Source organism: Paramagnetospirillum kuznetsovii (assembly GCF_003284725.1).
Classification (GTDB): Bacteria; Pseudomonadota; Alphaproteobacteria; order Rhodospirillales; family Magnetospirillaceae; genus Phaeospirillum; species Phaeospirillum kuznetsovii.
Genome location: NZ_PGTO01000003.1, coordinates 84219 through 100896, shown reverse-complemented (window position 1 = coordinate 100896; position 16678 = coordinate 84219). Strand labels below are relative to the sequence as shown.

Annotated in this window: 15 protein-coding genes; 2 read left to right on the top strand and 13 right to left on the bottom strand. The window is 65.3% G+C overall.

Annotation, left to right across the window (positions count from 1 at the left end):
* Positions 1-36 precede the first annotated feature (36 nt).
* The 9 genes from CU669_RS21035 to ftsE form a co-directional block, all read right to left on the bottom strand.
* Positions 37-1008, bottom strand: coding sequence for a hypothetical protein (locus tag CU669_RS21035; protein ID WP_146747675.1), 972 nt, complete (start codon positions 1006-1008; stop codon positions 37-39).
* Positions 1009-1225: 217 nt separating this feature from the next.
* A complete protein-coding gene (locus tag CU669_RS05400; protein ID WP_112142805.1) occupies positions 1226-1549 on the bottom strand; it encodes a hypothetical protein in 324 nt (107 codons plus the stop codon).
* 1 nt (position 1550) lies between these two features.
* Positions 1551-2348 carry a hypothetical protein gene (locus CU669_RS05395; RefSeq protein WP_112142804.1) on the bottom strand — a complete coding sequence of 266 codons (798 nt, stop codon included), beginning with the start codon at positions 2346-2348 and terminating at the stop codon, positions 1551-1553.
* Between the two features lie 18 nt (positions 2349-2366).
* Positions 2367-2627, bottom strand: coding sequence for an RNA-binding S4 domain-containing protein (locus tag CU669_RS05390; RefSeq protein WP_112142803.1), 261 nt, complete (start codon positions 2625-2627; stop codon positions 2367-2369).
* Between the two features lie 38 nt (positions 2628-2665).
* Positions 2666-6109 carry an LAGLIDADG family homing endonuclease gene (locus tag CU669_RS05385; RefSeq protein WP_112142802.1) on the bottom strand — a complete coding sequence of 1148 codons (3444 nt, stop codon included), beginning with the start codon at positions 6107-6109 and terminating at the stop codon, positions 2666-2668.
* A 234-nt stretch (positions 6110-6343) separates the two neighbouring features.
* The gene (locus CU669_RS05380) at positions 6344-7087 is read right to left on the bottom strand and encodes a lysophospholipid acyltransferase family protein (protein WP_112142801.1); all 744 of its coding nucleotides are present in this window, start codon (positions 7085-7087) and stop codon (positions 6344-6346) included.
* The gene (locus CU669_RS05375; RefSeq protein ID WP_112142800.1) at positions 7084-7707 is read right to left on the bottom strand and encodes a YdcF family protein; all 624 of its coding nucleotides are present in this window, start codon (positions 7705-7707) and stop codon (positions 7084-7086) included. Before CU669_RS05375 ends, CU669_RS05380 begins: the two co-directional genes overlap by 4 nt.
* Entirely contained in the window at positions 7704-8597 is an 894-nt protein-coding gene (locus CU669_RS05370) for a cell division protein FtsX (RefSeq protein ID WP_112142799.1), read from the bottom strand. Before CU669_RS05370 ends, CU669_RS05375 begins: the two co-directional genes overlap by 4 nt.
* A complete protein-coding gene (gene ftsE / locus CU669_RS05365) occupies positions 8594-9313 on the bottom strand; it encodes a cell division ATP-binding protein FtsE (protein ID WP_112142798.1) in 720 nt (239 codons plus the stop codon). Before ftsE ends, CU669_RS05370 begins: the two co-directional genes overlap by 4 nt.
* Before the next feature lie 120 nt (positions 9314-9433).
* Here ftsE and CU669_RS05360 point away from each other — a divergent pair, with 120 nt between their 5' ends.
* Positions 9434-10471, top strand: a complete 1038-nt coding sequence (locus tag CU669_RS05360) for a DUF3426 domain-containing protein (protein ID WP_112142797.1) — start codon at positions 9434-9436, stop codon at positions 10469-10471.
* 400 nt (positions 10472-10871) lie between these two features.
* On the opposite strand, the gene CU669_RS05350 is transcribed toward CU669_RS05360, so the two are convergent.
* From CU669_RS05350 to argH, 4 genes are read right to left on the bottom strand one after another with little or no spacing between them, the layout of a single operon-like run.
* Positions 10872-13211, bottom strand: a complete 2340-nt coding sequence (locus CU669_RS05350) for a DUF4175 domain-containing protein (protein ID WP_112142796.1) — start codon at positions 13209-13211, stop codon at positions 10872-10874.
* 1 nt (position 13212) lies between these two features.
* Positions 13213-14478 (bottom strand): diaminopimelate decarboxylase, encoded by a 1266-nt coding sequence (gene lysA / locus CU669_RS05345; protein ID WP_112142795.1) that lies wholly within the window; start codon positions 14476-14478, stop codon positions 13213-13215.
* On the bottom strand, positions 14475-14726 hold the full coding sequence (gene lptM, locus CU669_RS05340; RefSeq protein WP_112142794.1) for an LPS translocon maturation chaperone LptM: 252 nt from the start codon (positions 14724-14726) through the stop codon (positions 14475-14477). Before lptM ends, lysA begins: the two co-directional genes overlap by 4 nt.
* Positions 14726-16141: an argininosuccinate lyase gene (gene argH, locus CU669_RS05335; protein WP_112142793.1), complete on the bottom strand. Its 1416-nt coding sequence runs from the start codon at positions 16139-16141 to the stop codon at positions 14726-14728. The genes lptM and argH overlap by 1 nt, the downstream gene beginning before the upstream one ends.
* 115 nt (positions 16142-16256) lie before the next feature.
* Between argH and CU669_RS05330 the strand changes: the two genes are divergently transcribed.
* Positions 16257-16670 carry a bacteriohemerythrin gene (locus tag CU669_RS05330; RefSeq protein ID WP_161539589.1) on the top strand — a complete coding sequence of 138 codons (414 nt, stop codon included), beginning with the start codon at positions 16257-16259 and terminating at the stop codon, positions 16668-16670.
* Positions 16671-16678 lie beyond the last annotated feature (8 nt).

Below are 16678 nucleotides of genomic sequence, written 5' to 3'. Positions count from 1 at the left end.
GGGTCGATTCAGAGTGTTTGGTCGAAGGCATGGGCATCACTTCTTGTTCGCCCATTCGACAATATCGAATTGATCATTCCAGTTAATCGGCATTATTCGAGGTGTTGCCTGATGATGCCCAATGTTTCTGAATTGCGGCATGGCAATCATGATCATGTATACATTCGCGCCACCGGAGAATGACACCCGCAGGCTTCCATCGGGGGCGGTCAATCGACGCTTGAAACGCCACGACGCTGTATTGTGGTATTTTAGAGTGGTTCTTGACAGGGACGGTGGAAGCTTTACGTCGTCCCATCCTCCGCCAACATTATAGGCCGCTTCCCACCACGAGAAATCGCGTGTCAGGTCCGCTCGCCCGTCCCAGGCTTGGCCCTGGTAATACAGCCAGGCGGCTTTCCGCGCCCCGACATCGGTTTGTTCAAGCACATTCCAATCCGTCAGATCGAAAGAGACGCCATGCCAGACTTGGGTGCTGGTACTGACGGAAACATCGCCGGTCGGCCCTTCGCCATTGCCGCCGATGGAAATGGAATCGGAGGATGTGGAGACCACTTGATTATCGACCCGGGTGACGTTGTTCGCGTTCGATGGCGAGGAACTGGTCAGGGATACGCCGTCGCCCGTAAGGCTGGGCGCAACGAATGCCTCGATTTTATGGTGGAAATAGCCCTTGCAGAGATCGCCGCAGAGGGGGGAATCATGGTCGCCACCGGTCAGTATTTTTTCACTGATGAGTTGGCCCGGAGTGATGATTCCATCCTCCCGATAGACGACAAGATATTCGTCATTGCCGTGCCCAAAGTCTTCGTAAATATAGTATTCACGTGATATCTGCGCACTCCAGTCTTGGTGCCCGTTTCCAGGTGGTCCTTGTATCTGCGGCGGGAACCACTCATGGTATAGAGTCTCAGATACATTCGTAGTTTGGTGGAAATGCCCCCATTTCACTCCAGACACCGTGGGGGTCAGCCCCTCTCCAATTCCACTATCGGAACGATCAGCCATCAAACCCTCCGAAATTAGCGCTTCGCCAAGCCATGGGTCTCGCCACACTTAGGTGGCATCATTGGCATGCTAATTCCGGCTTTAATATTCTCCTACAATTAAATGCACCTAAAAGAAGATGTATAAAAAATATATTTCCCATCTTGGGACTCATCGTTGCGCTGCCTGGCGGCAATAAGGGGGGGGTGTGCGATTCCCCTCTCTTCGAGGTCGTGGATCATTTCTTGGCGGGCGGCACGTTGCAGCACTGATGGACGATCTTGGATTGGTCGCGCCGGTTGTCGTCCTGGAAAGCGCCCCAGGCACGGCAAAGGCGGGCCAGCAGGCTGTCGGACGGTTCCAGCCCCTGGGCGCGCAGGCGGGGCGTCAGTTCGCCCAAGGTCACCCGTCGCAGGTCATAGCCGAGCCTTAGGCGCGGACCATCGGCCCGCGCCTCGATCACGCCGTCCAAGGCGGCCGCCCGCTCGACCTCGTCCTGCTGGGGCGGGCGGGCGAGGGCGAGGCTTCTGCGGCGAAGGATCGGATGGTCGGCGTGGTCCATCTCACGGCTTGGCGTGTTGGGCGATGATGGAAGCGCGGAGTTCGCCCAGCGTGGACAAAGGGGATGGATGGGAGGGATCGGTGTAATCAAGCACCGTGGCGCCGTCCTGCCGATAGACCACGACCCCAAGCGAGTGATATCGCCAGCCCGCCAGCGGCATGGAGTCATCGAACGGCGGAGGCTGTCGCAGCTTGCTCCAATCGCCGTCCAGCGACATGACATGCGCGCCCGACTTCGTCGCGTAGGTCAGGACGAGAGCGTAGTCCAATGTCTCGCTGTTGCGGCGCGACACCGTGCCGGTCAGTTTCCACGGCGGCCGAAGCTCGATGGAGGCGCTGTTGGTCGCTAGCTGGATGGGGCGTTCCGTTTCCGCGAGGTCCACCTTTCGCGACCCGGCGAGGCTATCGGGGCCGTCGGGAAGCGACCGGTTGAGGAGGGTGATCAAGAGCTGATAGGTCAGGATCGGCGCATCCAGGGCATCGATTTCCTTGCCTTTTGGTAGCGTCAGCCCCCGCGTCAGCATGGCGCGGCCCTCGACCAGCGTCACCGTGCCCTGCTGCGCCTGCCCCTGGTCCCGATTATCCAGATCGATGGTCAGGGTGTTCTGGCCGTGGATGCTGAGGGTGAAGCGCGACGTATCGCTGGAATTGGGATTGGCCGTGGCCAATCGGACGACATTGGCGGCATACCACGGCGATCGCGCATCGCATTCGTTGGTCTTGTCGCGCGGACACTCGGCCAGCGCGCCGGTGGCCAGCATGAACAGGATGGCCGTGAGAAGTCTCAATAAATTCGGCATGGCACCATCCCAGCAGGGTCAGGTCAGCTCTTCATACAATGTCCGCGCTTCCGGGGCGGGGCGGCGGGCCGTGCCCAAGGCAAGAACGCGAACACGCCGCCGCCTGGGGCCGGTGAAGAAGATCAGCTCATCCCCGGCCTTGACCGTCTGTGCCGCCTTGCTTACCACTTGACCGTTCAAGATGGTCTCGCCCGATTCGGCGATGGTAGCGGCCAGTGACCGCGACTTGAAGAAGCGGGCGAAGAACAGCCATTTATCGATACGCAGGCCGTCGGACACGACGCCGGTTCAGTGCGGGCGAGGACGCCCGCGCTCCTTCAGCCGCACTTGGAATAGCCGCAGGAGGTGCAGGTGTCGCAGCCTTCGGTGCGCAGCAAAGCGGGCTGGTTGCATTTGGGGCAGTGGCGCATGCGCGAGCCTTCCATGTTGACCACCTGGCGCTGATCGCGGGCCTCGGGCGGCTCGCGGGCTTCCTTGGGGTCGGGCATGAAGCCGATGGCGATCATGTGGCGCTCGATGACCTCGCCGATGGCGGCCAGCAGCGAGGGCACATAGCGCCCGCCCACCCATTGACCGCCGCGCGGATCGAACACCGCCTTCAACTCCTCCACCACGAAGACCACGTCGCCGCCGCGGCGGAACACCGCCGAGATCATGCGGGTCAGGGCGACGGTCCAGGCGAAGTGCTCCATGTTCTTGGAATTGATGAAGACCTCGAACGGGCGGCGGCGGCCGTCCTGGATGATGTCGTTCAGCGTGATGTACATGGCGTGATCGGAATCGGGCCAGCGCACCTTGTAGGTGGAACCGGGCAGGGCCTCCGGGCGGTCCAGCGGCTGGGTCAGGTGGACGATGCCGCCCGCCTCGAACGGGTCGGAATGGCGCACGCGGGTCTTTTCCAGCGGCAATTCCGGCTCGGCCTCGCGGGCCGCTTCCTTGGCCTTGTCGGGCTTGACCTCCAGCACCGACCCGGTGACGTCGTTGGGCCGGTAGGTGGTGCAGCCCTTGCAGCCCAGCTCGTAGGCCTGGGTATAGACGTCGCGGAAGGATTCGAAGTCGATGCTTTCCGGCACGTTGATGGTCTTGGAGATGGACGAATCCACGTATTTCTGCACGGCCGCCTGCATCACCACATGGTCGCCGGGGGTCAGGCTCTGGGCATCGACGAAGCTGGACGGCAACGGCGCGTTGTCGCCCTTCATGCGGCGGAACAGGCGATAGGCGTAGTCGCTGACCTCTTCCTCCCGCCTTGTGCCATCGCGTTGCAGGACGGCGCGGCTATAGGTGAAGCTGAACACCGGCTCCAGCCCCGACGACACATTGTCGGCGAACAGCGAGATGGTGCCGGTGGGCGCGATGGAGGTCAGCAGGGCGTTGCGGATGCCATGGGTCTCGATGGCCTCGATCACGTCGGCATCCAATCCCCGGACGGTCTCGCCCTGGAGGTACTTTTCCTTGTCGAACAGCGGGAAGGCGCCTTTCTCCTTGGCGATATCCACCGAGGCCAGATAGGCGGACCGGCGGATGGCGGCCATCCAGGTCTCGGTCAGGCGGATGGCGGCGGCGCCGCCATAGCGGGCGCCGCACAGGATCAGGGCGTCGGCCAGCCCGGTGATGCCGAGGCCGATGCGGCGCTTGGACTGCGCCTCGAAGCGGTGCTGTTCCAGCGGATAGTTGGAGACGTCGATGACGTTGTCCATCATGCGCACGGCGACACGCACCAGCCGGTCCAGCCTGTCCAGGTCCAGGGCGGCGGCGTCCTCGAACGGCCTGTCCACCAGCCGGGCCAGATTGACAGAGCCCAGCAGGCAGACGCCATAGGGCGGCAGCGGCTGCTCGCCGCAATTATGCACCACAAGGCCATTGGCATCGAATGCGTTGATACCGGGAACTTGAACGTCGAACACGTCGGCGCTGCCATCAGGATCGATGGACTCGATCTTGGCAATGAACCGTTCCCGATTGAGCCCTCTGCGATAGCCGTTCAACGCATTCGCCAGACGAGTCGCCTTGTCCCCGTCGCCGAACCCGATCAATTCGGCGAAACGCGGCAGATTCTCGCCGCTGATCACCAGTTCGTGCTGGCTCCTGCAATCATAGTCCCGCAGTCCACCCCGGCCATCGGGCAGGGGGCGGGCGCCAGCTTGGCGGCGATCGCGGTAGATGGTGCTTGCGATGCCCAATCGAAGCAGCATCCGCTGGACGGCTTCCAGCATGGCGGCGTCGCTTTGGGCCAAGCGAACGCTCACCCCTTTTATCTGCCCGCCTTGAACACTGCCGTCGCTGTCGAACAGCCCGCGCAGGAAGCCGCGCGAGAAGTCGGTGGATTGACGTTCGATATCGGGGGTGGCGGTCTTGTGTCCCGGAGCGAGTCCAAGCTTCTCGGCGAGGGATTTGATGGCGGCCAGAGCCAAGCGATATTCTCCCCGCCCCGCAACCTCGGCCCAACCGGTGAAATCGGCGCGATGCGGCAGGGTTCGGGCCGCCATTTCCGCGCGTTCCATCATGGTTCGGACGCCGGAGGTTCCCCCGTTGACCGCCTGGGCTTCCGGCCAAGCGCTCAGAATGGCCTTATCAGCCTTGAGGGTGCCGTCACCGACCAGCAGGCCCAGCAAATAGCCTTCACTTTCACCATGGGCGCCGCCCCATGCGGGGGCCGAACGGTGGTCGTTCACCACGATCTCGTCGCCGGGTTGCAATTGGCTGGCCGGAATCCAGGCGGTCTCCATGCGCCAGCGTGTCCGGGTGGTGACCTTGCGGACCGGATGGTCGCCGGTCAGGCGAAGCGAGTGCCCTTCCACGGCGACCAGTTTGAGCACGGGTTTGTGTCCGGTGGCGAAGAAACCCTGGGGGCCAGAGGCGTGGGGCTGTCCGTTGACCATGGCGGTGAAGGGGCGTCCCACCAGTTCGGCCACTTGGCGGGGGCCATCGGACGTCTGGACCCAGGCGTCCGATGTCACGCAGGGATTGGTGGCGTGGATATCCTCGCAGTACCACAGGTTATTCAGCCGGTTGATGCGGTCGATGAAGATCACGCCCGGCTCGGCATAGGCATAGGTGGCGTGCATGATCTTGTTCCACAGATCACGCGCCGGAAGGCTTTTATAGGTGGTGCCCTTGAAGGTCAGCTCCCAACTGGTGCCTTCCTTGACCGCCTGCATGAAATCATCGGTGACCAGCACAGACAGATTGAACATGCGCAGCCGCCCGGCTTCCCGCTTGGCGTCGATGAAGGCCTCGATATCGGGATGGTCGCAGCGCATGGTCGCCATCATGGCGCCCCGGCGCGACCCCGCGCTCATGATGGTGCGGCACATGGCGTCCCACACATCCATGAAGGACAGCGGCCCCGAGGCGTCGGCGCCGACGCCCTTCACCGGGGCGCCCTTGGGCCTGAGCGTCGAGAAGTCGTAGCCGATGCCGCCGCCCTGCTGCATGGTCAGGGCGGCCTCCTTCAGATGCTCGAAGATGCCCGCCATGTCGTCGGGGATGTTGCCCATGACGAAGCAGTTGAACAGGGTCACCTTGCGGCCGGTACCCGCCCCCGACAGGATGCGCCCGGCGGGCAGCACCTTGAAGTCCTCCATGGCCTCGAAAAAGCGGTCTTCCCAGGCGGCGGCATCGGCTTCGACCACCGCCAGGGAACGGGCGACCCGGCGCCACGAATCCTCGATGGTCTTGTCGACGGCTTGGCCGTCGGCGGTCTTTTGCCGGTACTTCATGTCCCAGATCTGTTGGGAAATGGACGCAACCTGTGTCATGGAATCGCTCTCTCCGCCCCGCCGTCGCCCCTCCCAAGTCTAGGACTCCGGGCGGTGGAGAATCAAGTTGAATGTTCTTTCTTTGTACCAACAGGCTTGTGAGTCGCTAAGGCCTTGGCGGACTTGCCAATTCGTCACTTATCCCCGCTTTTCACGGCAAGCGTGCTGGGGATGAAAATGGGGAAACGGCGAATCCACAGACTTATCCACAGCGGAAGGGAAATCCACACCCAATCAATGGTTTTGCCCCGTATCGGGGTGCTGTTCCCGCGCCTCGGCGACCAGGCGGTCGGTGGCGGTCTCGACGCGGGTCTCCAATTCCGCCATGAAGCCCTTGCGATCCATGCCCGGAGGAATGGCGGGCAGCGCCTCGATGGTGATGATTCCCGGCTGTTTCATGAAGCCGCGCCGACGCCAAAAAACACCGGAATTCAATGCGATAGGCACCACTGGCAGCTTCAGGGCGCCATAGATCATGGCGATCCCGGAATGATAGGGCAGCTTGGCTCCCGGCGCGGCGCGGGTGCCTTCGGGGAAGATGATGACGGGGCGGCCCTCGGCCACCGCGTCCTCGGCCCCCTTGACCATGGCTTTCAGCGCCTTGGTGCCCGCCGAGCGGTCGATGGCGATGACGCCGCTCTTGCCCAGATACCAGCCGAAGAAAGGTATCCACAGCAGCTCGCGCTTCAAGATGAAAGCGGGGTCATTGAAGAGCAGATGGAAGACAAAGGTCTCGAAGGCCGACTGATGCTTGGAGGCGATCAGCACCGGACCATCGGGAATGTTCTCGGCACCGCGCAACTCATAACGCAGTCCCGCGATGACGCGCAGACCGCCCTGCACGCCGGCCAGCCACAGGCGAATGGCGGGCTTCATGGCGCCCCGCGGCAGCACCAGCAGCGGCAGGTACAGCACGGACAGCCCCAGGGTCCACAGCCAGATGAAGACGACGAACAGGGCTGATCGGATGGCGGTCACGGCTTTCTCTCCGGTGGCTTGGGAATGAACAGGGGGCGGGCCAGCGCACCCAGATACTTGGTATACTCGGTGGCAAGCAAGTGCGCCGTCCCAGGCCAACGCCACCACTGATCCTTCTTGAAGGCGTCGGGAAACACCGGATGGGCCACGATCAGCACCCCCGGCATGGCACGGCGGAACTCCAACATGGCGCGTTGCATGTGGTAGGAGGCGGTCACCAGCCGCAACGAGGCGAAATGCTCCTCGGCCATCCAGGCGGCGGTCTCGGCGGCGTTGCCCACGGTGTCGTCGGCGGCATGACCCAGGGCGATGCAGCAATGGGTATCCGCCGGTGGGCGACCGGCACGCCGCAGCAATTCCGCCAGATCGACACCCTTGTGGACGCCGGAGACCAGCAGCTTGCGCCCCTTGCCTTGCTCCAGCAGCGCAAGTCCGCCAGCCAGGCGCTCGCTGCCGCCGGTCAGCACCACGACGGCGTCGGTGGCGGTGTCGCGGTCTTCCACCGTGGCGGCCATGGTGGCGGCGAAGACGATCAACCCGCCCGCCCAGGCGCCCACCAGCATGCAGGCGACGGTACCGGCGGCCAGGAGGGCGCGGGGAATTCCGACGCGGGTTCTCATGGCATCCGGGACAAGGTGCCGTGGACGGTCAGCCGCGCCGTCAGCATGGCGAGGCCGCCCGCCAGCAGAGGCAGCAGGCCGATGGTGACATAGCCCATGATGGGAAGGCTGAGGCTGGGCAGGAAGCCGCCTTCCAACCGCTTGGACGCCCAGCCGATGGCGGTGAGCGCGGGCAACGTCATGCAGAGCCCCATCAATCCGCCGGAGATGCCCAGCGCGAAGGCCCGGTCGGCGAATTGCCGGGCGATATAGTCGTCATGGGCACCGATCAGATGCAGCACCTCGACGATGCCGTGATGCACCGCCATGCCGGTGCGGGTGCCGTAAACCACGGTGGCGGCGGTGACGGCCCCGATCAGGGCGACGACCATCACCGCCAGCCATTGCAGGGTACGCGACAGGTTGATCAGGCGCGACAGCCAGACCCGGTGATCGTCCAGCGACGCGCCGGGCACCGCCTGGGCCAGCCGCTCGGCCACCTCGGCCAGATCGACGCGGGCGGTGGGATCGACGGCCACGTCGATCAGGCGCGGCAACGGCAGATCCTGGACCACCTCGGTGCCGCCCAGCCAGGGTTCCAGCAGCGCCAGGGTGCGCTTCTTGTCGAAAGCCTTGACCGCCACCACCCCCGGCACCTTGCGCATGACATCCACGGCAAGGCGCACCCGATCCTCGGTGGCGGCCTCCGCCTGATCGCCGCCCGCGGGCAGCACTTGGACGGTGAGCGTGCCCGAGACGTCGTGGTCCCAGCGGTCGATGATGCCGCTGATGACGAAGGCGCCCGCCACCGCCATGGAGGCGAGGAACACCATCAACGCCACCAGCCACGGCAGGAAGCGCGAGGTGGCGTCGCCCGCCAGCGGCAGATCGGAGTGACGGCGGAACATCATGGCGCGGGCTCCGGCGGCGGCCCTTGGTCGCGGACACGGGTGATGGTGCCGTGCTCGAGATGCAGGCGGGGCAGATGGGCGAAGCGCTGGACCAGCAATTCATTGTGGGTGGCGACCACGATGGTGGTGCCCAGCTTGTTCAGCTCCTCGAACAGATACATCAGCCGCATGGCGATGTGGTCGTCCACGTTGCCGGTGGGTTCGTCGGCCAGCAGCAGATCGGGGCGGCCGATGACGGCGCGCGCGATGGCGACGCGCTGCTTCTGGCCGCCCGACAGGGTGGAGGGACGTGCGCCCAACTGGTCGGCGAGGCCGACCCAGGACAGCAGTTCGGGAACATGCTTGCGGATCTCGGATTCCTTGACGCCCCGCACACGGAGCGGCAGGGCCACATTGTCCAGCGCGGTCAGGTGATCCAACAGGCGGAAGTCCTGGAACACCACGCCGATGCGCCGCCGCAGGGCGGGCAGCTCGTAGCGCTTGGTGCTGGCGATGTCGCGGTCGAACAGCACGACGCGGCCCCGGGTCGGCCGCAATCCCAGATACATCAGACGCAGCAACGAGGACTTGCCGGCGCCAGATGGGCCGGTCAGAAAATGGAACGAGCCCGACGGCAAGGCGAAGCTGATGTCCTGAAGCACTTCCGGCCCCAGGCCATAACGCAGCCCGACGCTGTCGAAACGGATTATGTTTTCCCCACGAGGGCGATGCCGCACGGCGTCTTCTCCGGAACGTGCCGAAGGATGACACGGCGACATCCGTGTTGTCAGCACAAGCTTGTGTTGGTCTTCGCTCCAGCCTATAAGAAAGTACGTCTTTTCGGGTCTTTGCAAAACATGCTCATCACCTGTCCAAGCTGCTCGACCAACTTCTCCATCCCGGATTCCGCGCTGGGTACGACTGGGCGCAAGCTGAAGTGCGCCAAGTGCGGACACAAATGGCACCAGCAGCCCATGATGGTGATGGAGGACGACGACACCGATTTCGATCTGTCCGGCCCGTCGTTCTCGGCGCCGCCGCGTGAAGAACCAAGCTTCGCGCCGCCACCGCCACCGCCCGCTCCGCCGCGCGCCGCCGCGCAGGCCATGGATTCCGATCTCGATGATCTCAACATGGATGCCGGGCCCGCCCCCAATTTCGGGGCGCGCACCGCCGCCGCCGGAAAGGACGACGAGTCGCTTGAAGGGCTGCTCGATGCGCCGCAGCCGATTCCCGATGTGTTTTCCACCGCCGCCCCCGAAGGCAAGAAGGGGACCGGCTTCCTATGGTTCCTGCTGATCCTTCTGGTTCTCGGCGGCCTGGGTGGCGCTGGCTATTACTTCCAGGACCAGTTGGTGGAAGCGGTGCCGGAGGCGGGCGAGATGCTGGCCCAGACCGGATTGCGCCGCGAGAAGCCGGGCGCCGGACTGGAATTGCGCAAGGCGGGAACGCCGGAACGCTTCGTCCATAACGACACCGACGTCCTGGTGGTGCGCGGCATCATCGCCAATATCACCGATCGGGTCCGGCCGGTTCCCACCATGAAGCTGGTGCTCATGGACAAGAACAAGCAGCCGGTGCAGGAAAAGCTGTCGCAACCGCCGGTCTCGGCGCTGGACCCCCAGGGCACCGCCAGCTTCAAGATCATGCTGGAACGCCCCGATCCCAACGCCGTGGAAGTGGTGGTGGTGTTCGTGGAATCCGCCGCCGACGGCAAGCCCGTTCCGCCGCCGGTTCCCAAGGCTCCGGCCGCCCCGCCGGTGCCCGACGTGGCCCCCGCCGCTCCGGCCGCCCCCGCCCCCGCTCCGGCAGCCGAGGCGCCTGCTGCCCCGCCTGCTGCGGCTCCGGCCGCCACTCCGGCCCCGGCAGAGGTGAAACCGGCCGAGACCAAATAACGAAAGCCCCGCTCCGGCGGGGCTTTTTCTTGGTGGACTCTCGTTTTGTCATCCTGCGCCGCAGGCCATTGCCGTCCGGTTTAAATTGACGTGGTTTCATCGAACGCCTGAGTCTGCCGCTGTTTGAAGGCGTCACCTTCGGTATGGCACTCGAAGGTCGATTCACCATCAAGACACCAAGGGCACCAAGAGGGCGACACGGTTTCTTGCCTTCCGTCATGCCCGTGCTTGTCACGGGCATCCACGCCCATCCGTCTGGACTATCGGCTCATAAGGCATTCAAGCGGAGCCGCGTGGATGGCCGGGCCACGCCCGGCCGTGACGAAAGAGTGAGGCTTGGCCGTTTGCTCCGCCCTCTTGGTGTCCTTGGTGCCTTGGTGGTGATTCGGCTTTCGCGGCCTCAGAACTGCTTCAGCAGCCGCCGCAGATATTCGATTTCCAAGTCCGGCCGCCGGGGATCACCGGCGCGGCGACGCAGTTCGTCGAGGATTTCCCGCGCTCTCTGGGTCTCCACCTGCCCCGGCACCTTGGTGGTGCCGTCGTCGCGATGGGCGGAACCCTGCTGGGCGCGGCCGAAGGGATCGCGGGCGATGACGCCGCCCTTGCCCTTGGCCCGCCGGGACTCCATGGCATCGGCCATATCGCGGGCGCCATCGCCCAAGAGGCGAAGCGCGTCGCTCTGTTGTTCGGCGGCAACTGGCCAATCACCCTTGTCCAGGGACTTGGCCGCCTCGCCCATGGAGCGGGCGGCGTCGTCCAAGGTGGTGGGATGGTCGCCCAGGCTCTGGTTCAGCTTGGCCAGGGCGTCCCGCAGGGCTTTTTGGGCCTCGGCGGCCTTGCGCGCCTCGGCGGCGCTGGGCTTGGCCGGAGCGGGGGAGTCCTCTCCTTCGTCCTCGGACGTCGGCGACGGCGACTTGCGGAAGCTGTGGTCGAGCAGATCCTGCTGGCGACGGGCGATGTCGCGCAGCTTGGCCTTGATCTCGGCGGCGCGTTGGTCGGCCTTTCCGGGCGGCCGCGCCTCGCCCAGACGGGATAGGGTTTCCGACAGTTCCGCCAGTCGGCGGCGAAGCGCCTCGCGATTGCCGGTTTCGGCCATGGCGCGGAGCGAGTCCAGCATCTCGTTCAGTTCGTCTTCGCCGATGGTCTCGCTATCGGGTGAGGACTCGGTTTCCATGCCCGATTCCGCCAGGGCGGACAGATAGCGATCCATGGCGGCTTCGAAGCGCTCGACCAGTTCGGCGAGGCGGCTGGGAGGAGCATTTGCGGCGAGCGCCTGCTCCAACTCGCGGCGGGCCTGTTCCAGATCCTTCTCCGCCGCAGGCAGGCCGCCGTCGTCCAGGCGAGCGGCGGCATTCCACAGCAGGTCACGCACGTCGTCGCGATCGAACGACTCCGCCGCCAGCAATCGCTGGGTCAGGGCCAGGGTCAGGAAGACCCGCGCGTCGCCGCCGATGGCGTCGGGGTCGCTCAGCAGGCGCCGCAGCTTTTCAGCCACGTCGGGCCCCAGGCGAGGCGCCTCGCTCACCTCCTTGCGCCATTGGATCAGGGCGCGGGCCACCGGGTGGCGGAAGATGCGTTCCGGCAGGCTGACCACCGTCGCCTCGCCGCTGCCGATCTGACCGGCGCCGTCCTCGGCCTTGGGGATCAGTCGGACTGTCTGGCCAGCCCAATCATGGGCGGCGAGATCGATGCGGCTTGCGAAGGAGAGGCTGCGGGGCTTGTCGCCGGGCAGGGGCATCGGCACGACCAAGGGTGAGGGCAGCACCAGGGGAGGCGCGGCGGTCTCCATGGGCTGAATCTCCAGCCAGATCCTGGCGATGCCATAATCGTCGGAGGCGTCCAGGGAAAGCTGAAGCCGTCCCCGCTCGTCGGGCTCGGGCTGACCGACAAGGGCGATGGAGGGCAGGGCGTCGCGGATCACCGTCATGGGCCAGGCGGCGACGGTGCGCCATCCCTGATCCACCGCCAGCACCGCGCCGCCGGTGATGCGGCCTTCGGCCCTTTGGCCGCCGCCGTCATCATTGGTGAAGGCGATGACGGCATCGCCCGCCTTGAGGCTGGCCCCACCCCATCCGCCCGCCACCACGGCGCGGACGCCGCTTGCCTCGGGAACCGCGATGGCGCCCATGCCGGGGCGCAAAGCCATGGCGGTCAAGCCCGTATAGGCGGGGGGCGTGATCCAAACTTCCAATGCCGAGGGGCCCAATCCCGGCAGGTCCAGCGCGGGCAACAGGAAGCGCCGCGCCCGGTCGTGCCAGTCGGCAAGACCTCCTGCCCCGGCGATCACCAGCAGCAGCAGAGCGGCGAATCTCAGGCCCAGGGGATCATGGCGGGCCATGACCGGCCGAGGCCAACCGGGGGTGAGCCCCTCGGCTTGTTTCTCCATGCGGCGCAGATGGGCTTGCCACAACGCGGCATCGCCACCGGCAAGGCAATCGTCGAGCGCCGCCAGCGGGCGATGGCCGACGCCGCTGTCCTCTTCCAGCCTGCGGGCCGCCTGGGCATCGCTGGGACGGGCAATTCGGGTCAGGCGATAGGTGACGAGACCAATGGCGGCCAGCCATCCCGCCAATCCGGCGGCATGCAGCCAGCCGGGCAGGTCGGCCGCCACGTCCAGCAGCGCCAGGGCCGCCGCCAGGGCCAGCAGCGACCAGAGGGCGGTGACGCCGGGCGCCAGAAGCTCCCCCCACAAGGCCAGCCGGGCAAGACGCAGCCGGTCGGCAAGGGGGAGCGGACTCATGTCAGAGCCAGTCGGGAAGGCTTTCCAGCGCCAGCATGTCCTCGTAGCTGGGCCGGGCGCGCACCACCGCGTAGGCATCGTCCTTGACCAGCACCTCGGGCACCAGCGGCCGGGTGTTGTAGGTGGACGACATGGCGGCGCCATAGGCTCCGGCGGTGCCGAAGGCCAGCAGGTCGCCGGATCGCATGGGCGGCAGCTTGCGTTGCTTGGCGAAGGTGTCGCCGCTCTCGCAGACCGGGCCGACCACGTCCACCTCCACGAGCCCCTCGCCGGGGCGGGCCTGATGCACCGGGACAATGGCGTGATAGGCGTCGTAGAGCGCCGGGCGCATCAAATCGTTCATGGCGGCGTCGACGATCAGGAAGGTGCGCGTCGCCCCCTCCTTCACATAGACCACCCGCGACACCAGGATACCGGCATTGCCCACCAGAAGACGGCCGGGCTCGACCACGATACGGCACCCCAAATCGCCCAGGGTGGAGGCCATGACCTCGGCATAGGCGGCGGGGCTGGGGGGGATTTCGCTGTCATAGGGCACGCCGAGGCCGCCGCCCATGTCCAGGCGGCTGATAGCGATGCCGTCGGCCCGCAGCATGGCCACCAGATCGCGCACCCGCAGGAAGGCGTCGCGGAAGGGATCAAGCTCGGTCAATTGCGAGCCGATATGGCAGGCGACGCCGACCACTTCGATGCCGGGCAGGGAATTGGCCAGGGCGTAGACCTCGCGGGCCCGCGTCCATTCGATGCCGAACTTGTTTTCTTTCTTGCCGGTGGTGATCTTGGCGTGGGTGCCCGCATCCACGTCGGGATTGACCCGGATGGAGATGGGCATGCGCACCCCGCGCGCCGAGGCTACCTCGGACAACAGCCGCAATTCAGGCTCGGATTCCACGTTGATCTGGAAGATGCCCTTGGCGACGGCGAATTCCAGTTCGTGCCGAGTCTTGCCCACCCCGGAAAAGACGATGCGATAAGCAGGCACGCCAGCGGCCAGGGCCTGGCGCAGTTCGCCCTCGCTGACCACGTCGGCGCCTGCCCCCAGATTGGCCAGGGTGCGGATGACCGCGATATTGGGATTGGCCTTGCAGGCGAAGCAGATTGTGGCGTCCAGGCCCGCGGCCTTCAAGGCATCGGCGAAGACGGTGTAATGCCGTTTCAAGGTGGCGGTGGAATAGCAATAGAAGGGGGTTCCCACTTCGCGGGCGATGCGGGAAAGGGCGACTTCCTCGGCGTAAAGCTCGCCGTCGGTGTATTCGAAATGGTTCATCGGGACTCGGCGTCAGGAGGGGTGACATTGGTGGGGGGCGTGGTCATGCGCGGCTGCGGCGGCTGATAGTCGCTGCTGCCCGAGGCGGGCGGGCTGGACTTCTTCTTCGCCCCCTCCGGCTGCGGGATATAGGGGTAGGTGCGCGGATAGACGGCGTCCTCCGGCTCCTCCGGGTTGCCCTTGCGGCCACAACCGGCCAGGGGAACCGCCGTCAGCACCACCAGTCCCAGGATCAGCAGTCGACGCATCACGATCCTCCGCCGTTCAAGCTCTTGCGGGCGGCGGCGACCGCTTCGCGGACCCGGTTCGGGGCGGTGCCGCCGAAGCTGGTGCGGCTGGCCACCGAGGAGTCGACGCTCAGCACCGCCATGGCCTCGGCGGTGATGCCGGGCTCGATGCCCTGCATGTCCGCCAGGGTCAGGTCTTCCAGGCCGATGCCCCGGTCCTCGGCCAGCTTGACCAGCGATCCCGCCACATGATGGGCGCGCCGGAACGGCATATTGATGGCGCGCACGCACCAGTCGGCGATGTCGGTGGCGGTGGTGAAACCGGCCCCGGCGGCGGCGCGCAGCACCTCGGCATTGACCGTCATGTCGGAGATCATGCCGGTCATGGCGGCGATGGCCAGTTCCATGGTATCGGCGGCCTCGAACACCGGCTCTTTGTCGTCTTGCATATCCTTGGAATAGGCCAGCGGCAGGCCCTTCATGACGATCAGCAGGGCGTTGAGATCGCCGATCACCCGGCCGGTCTTGGCGCGGACCAGCTCGGCGGCGTCGGGATTGCGCTTTTGCGGCATGATGGACGAGCCGGTGGTGAAGCCGTCGGACAGGCGCACGAAGCGGAACTGGGCCGAGGTCCAGATGACCAACTCCTCGGCCAGACGCGACAGATGCACGGCGCAGATGGCGGACGTCGACAGGAATTCCAGGGCGAAGTCGCGGTCCGACACGCCGTCCAGGGAATTGCGCATGGGACCGGCAAAACCCAAGTCGGCTGCGGTGGCGTGGCGGTCGATGGGGAACGAAGTCCCGGCCAGCGCCGCCGAGCCCAGCGGGCATTCGTTCAGACGCTTGCGGGCGTCGGCGAGGCGCGAACGGTCGCGCGAGATCATCTCCACATAGGCCATCATGTGATGGCCGAAGGTGACCGGCTGGGCCGCTTGCAGATGGGTGAAGCCGGGCATCACGGTGGCCGCGTGTTCCTCGGCGCGGTTCAGCAAGGCCTCGACCAGCCCCGCCAAGGCGGCGTCCATGCCGTCCACCGCATCCCTGACCCATAGGCGGAAATCGGTGGCGACCTGATCATTGCGCGAGCGCGCCGTGTGCAGCCGTCCCGCCGCCTCGCCGATCAGGGCGGCCAGACGGGATTCCACATTCATGTGGATGTCTTCCAACGCGGTGCTGAACGGGAAGTCGCCCGCCTCGATCTCGGCCAGGACCGTGTCCAGTCCGGCCAGGATGGAATCGCCGTCCTCCTGGGTCAGGATGGACTGGCGCACCAGCATGCGGCAATGGGCCTTGGAGCCCCGGATATCCTGGGCGTAAAGCCGCTTGTCGAAGTCAATGGAGGCATTGATCCGCTGCATGATGGCGGCGGGTCCGCCTGCGAACCGTCCGCCCCACATGGCGGAAGCGGCGGGCTTGGTCGTGTTGTCGCTCATGAAACCCAGTCTTGATACGAATGAAATGGAAATCGGGCGTCGAAGGCGTCAACCTACACCCTTACGCGCCCGCCCGGAAGCGGGAGTGGATGACGAGACGTGGAGAGTACCGCGCATGCCGATCGTGTGGCGAGACCAGATGAATGTTGGAATTCCCGAAATCGATGCCGATCACCGTCACCTGATCAGCATCGCCAATGAGTTCGAGGGCGCCGTCCGTCGCGGTGCCGGCCAAGCCGACGAACTCAGTATTCGCTCGACGCTCCGTCAGATGCAGCACTACGCCCGCGACCACTTCGCCCGCGAGGAGCGCATGCAGGAAAAAATGGGCTATGACGGGCTGGCGGAAAACAAGATCCAGCACGCCATGCTGCTGCGCAGCCTCAACGATTTCATCGTCCTGTTCAGCGATGGCCGGTTGGGCCCCCCGGCCGAGGCGACCGAGAAGATGACCGCATTCCTCAATCGCTGGCTGGTGGACCACATCTTGAAGATCGATCTCAAGATGAAGGGCAAGATCACGCCCTAAAGGCCGCT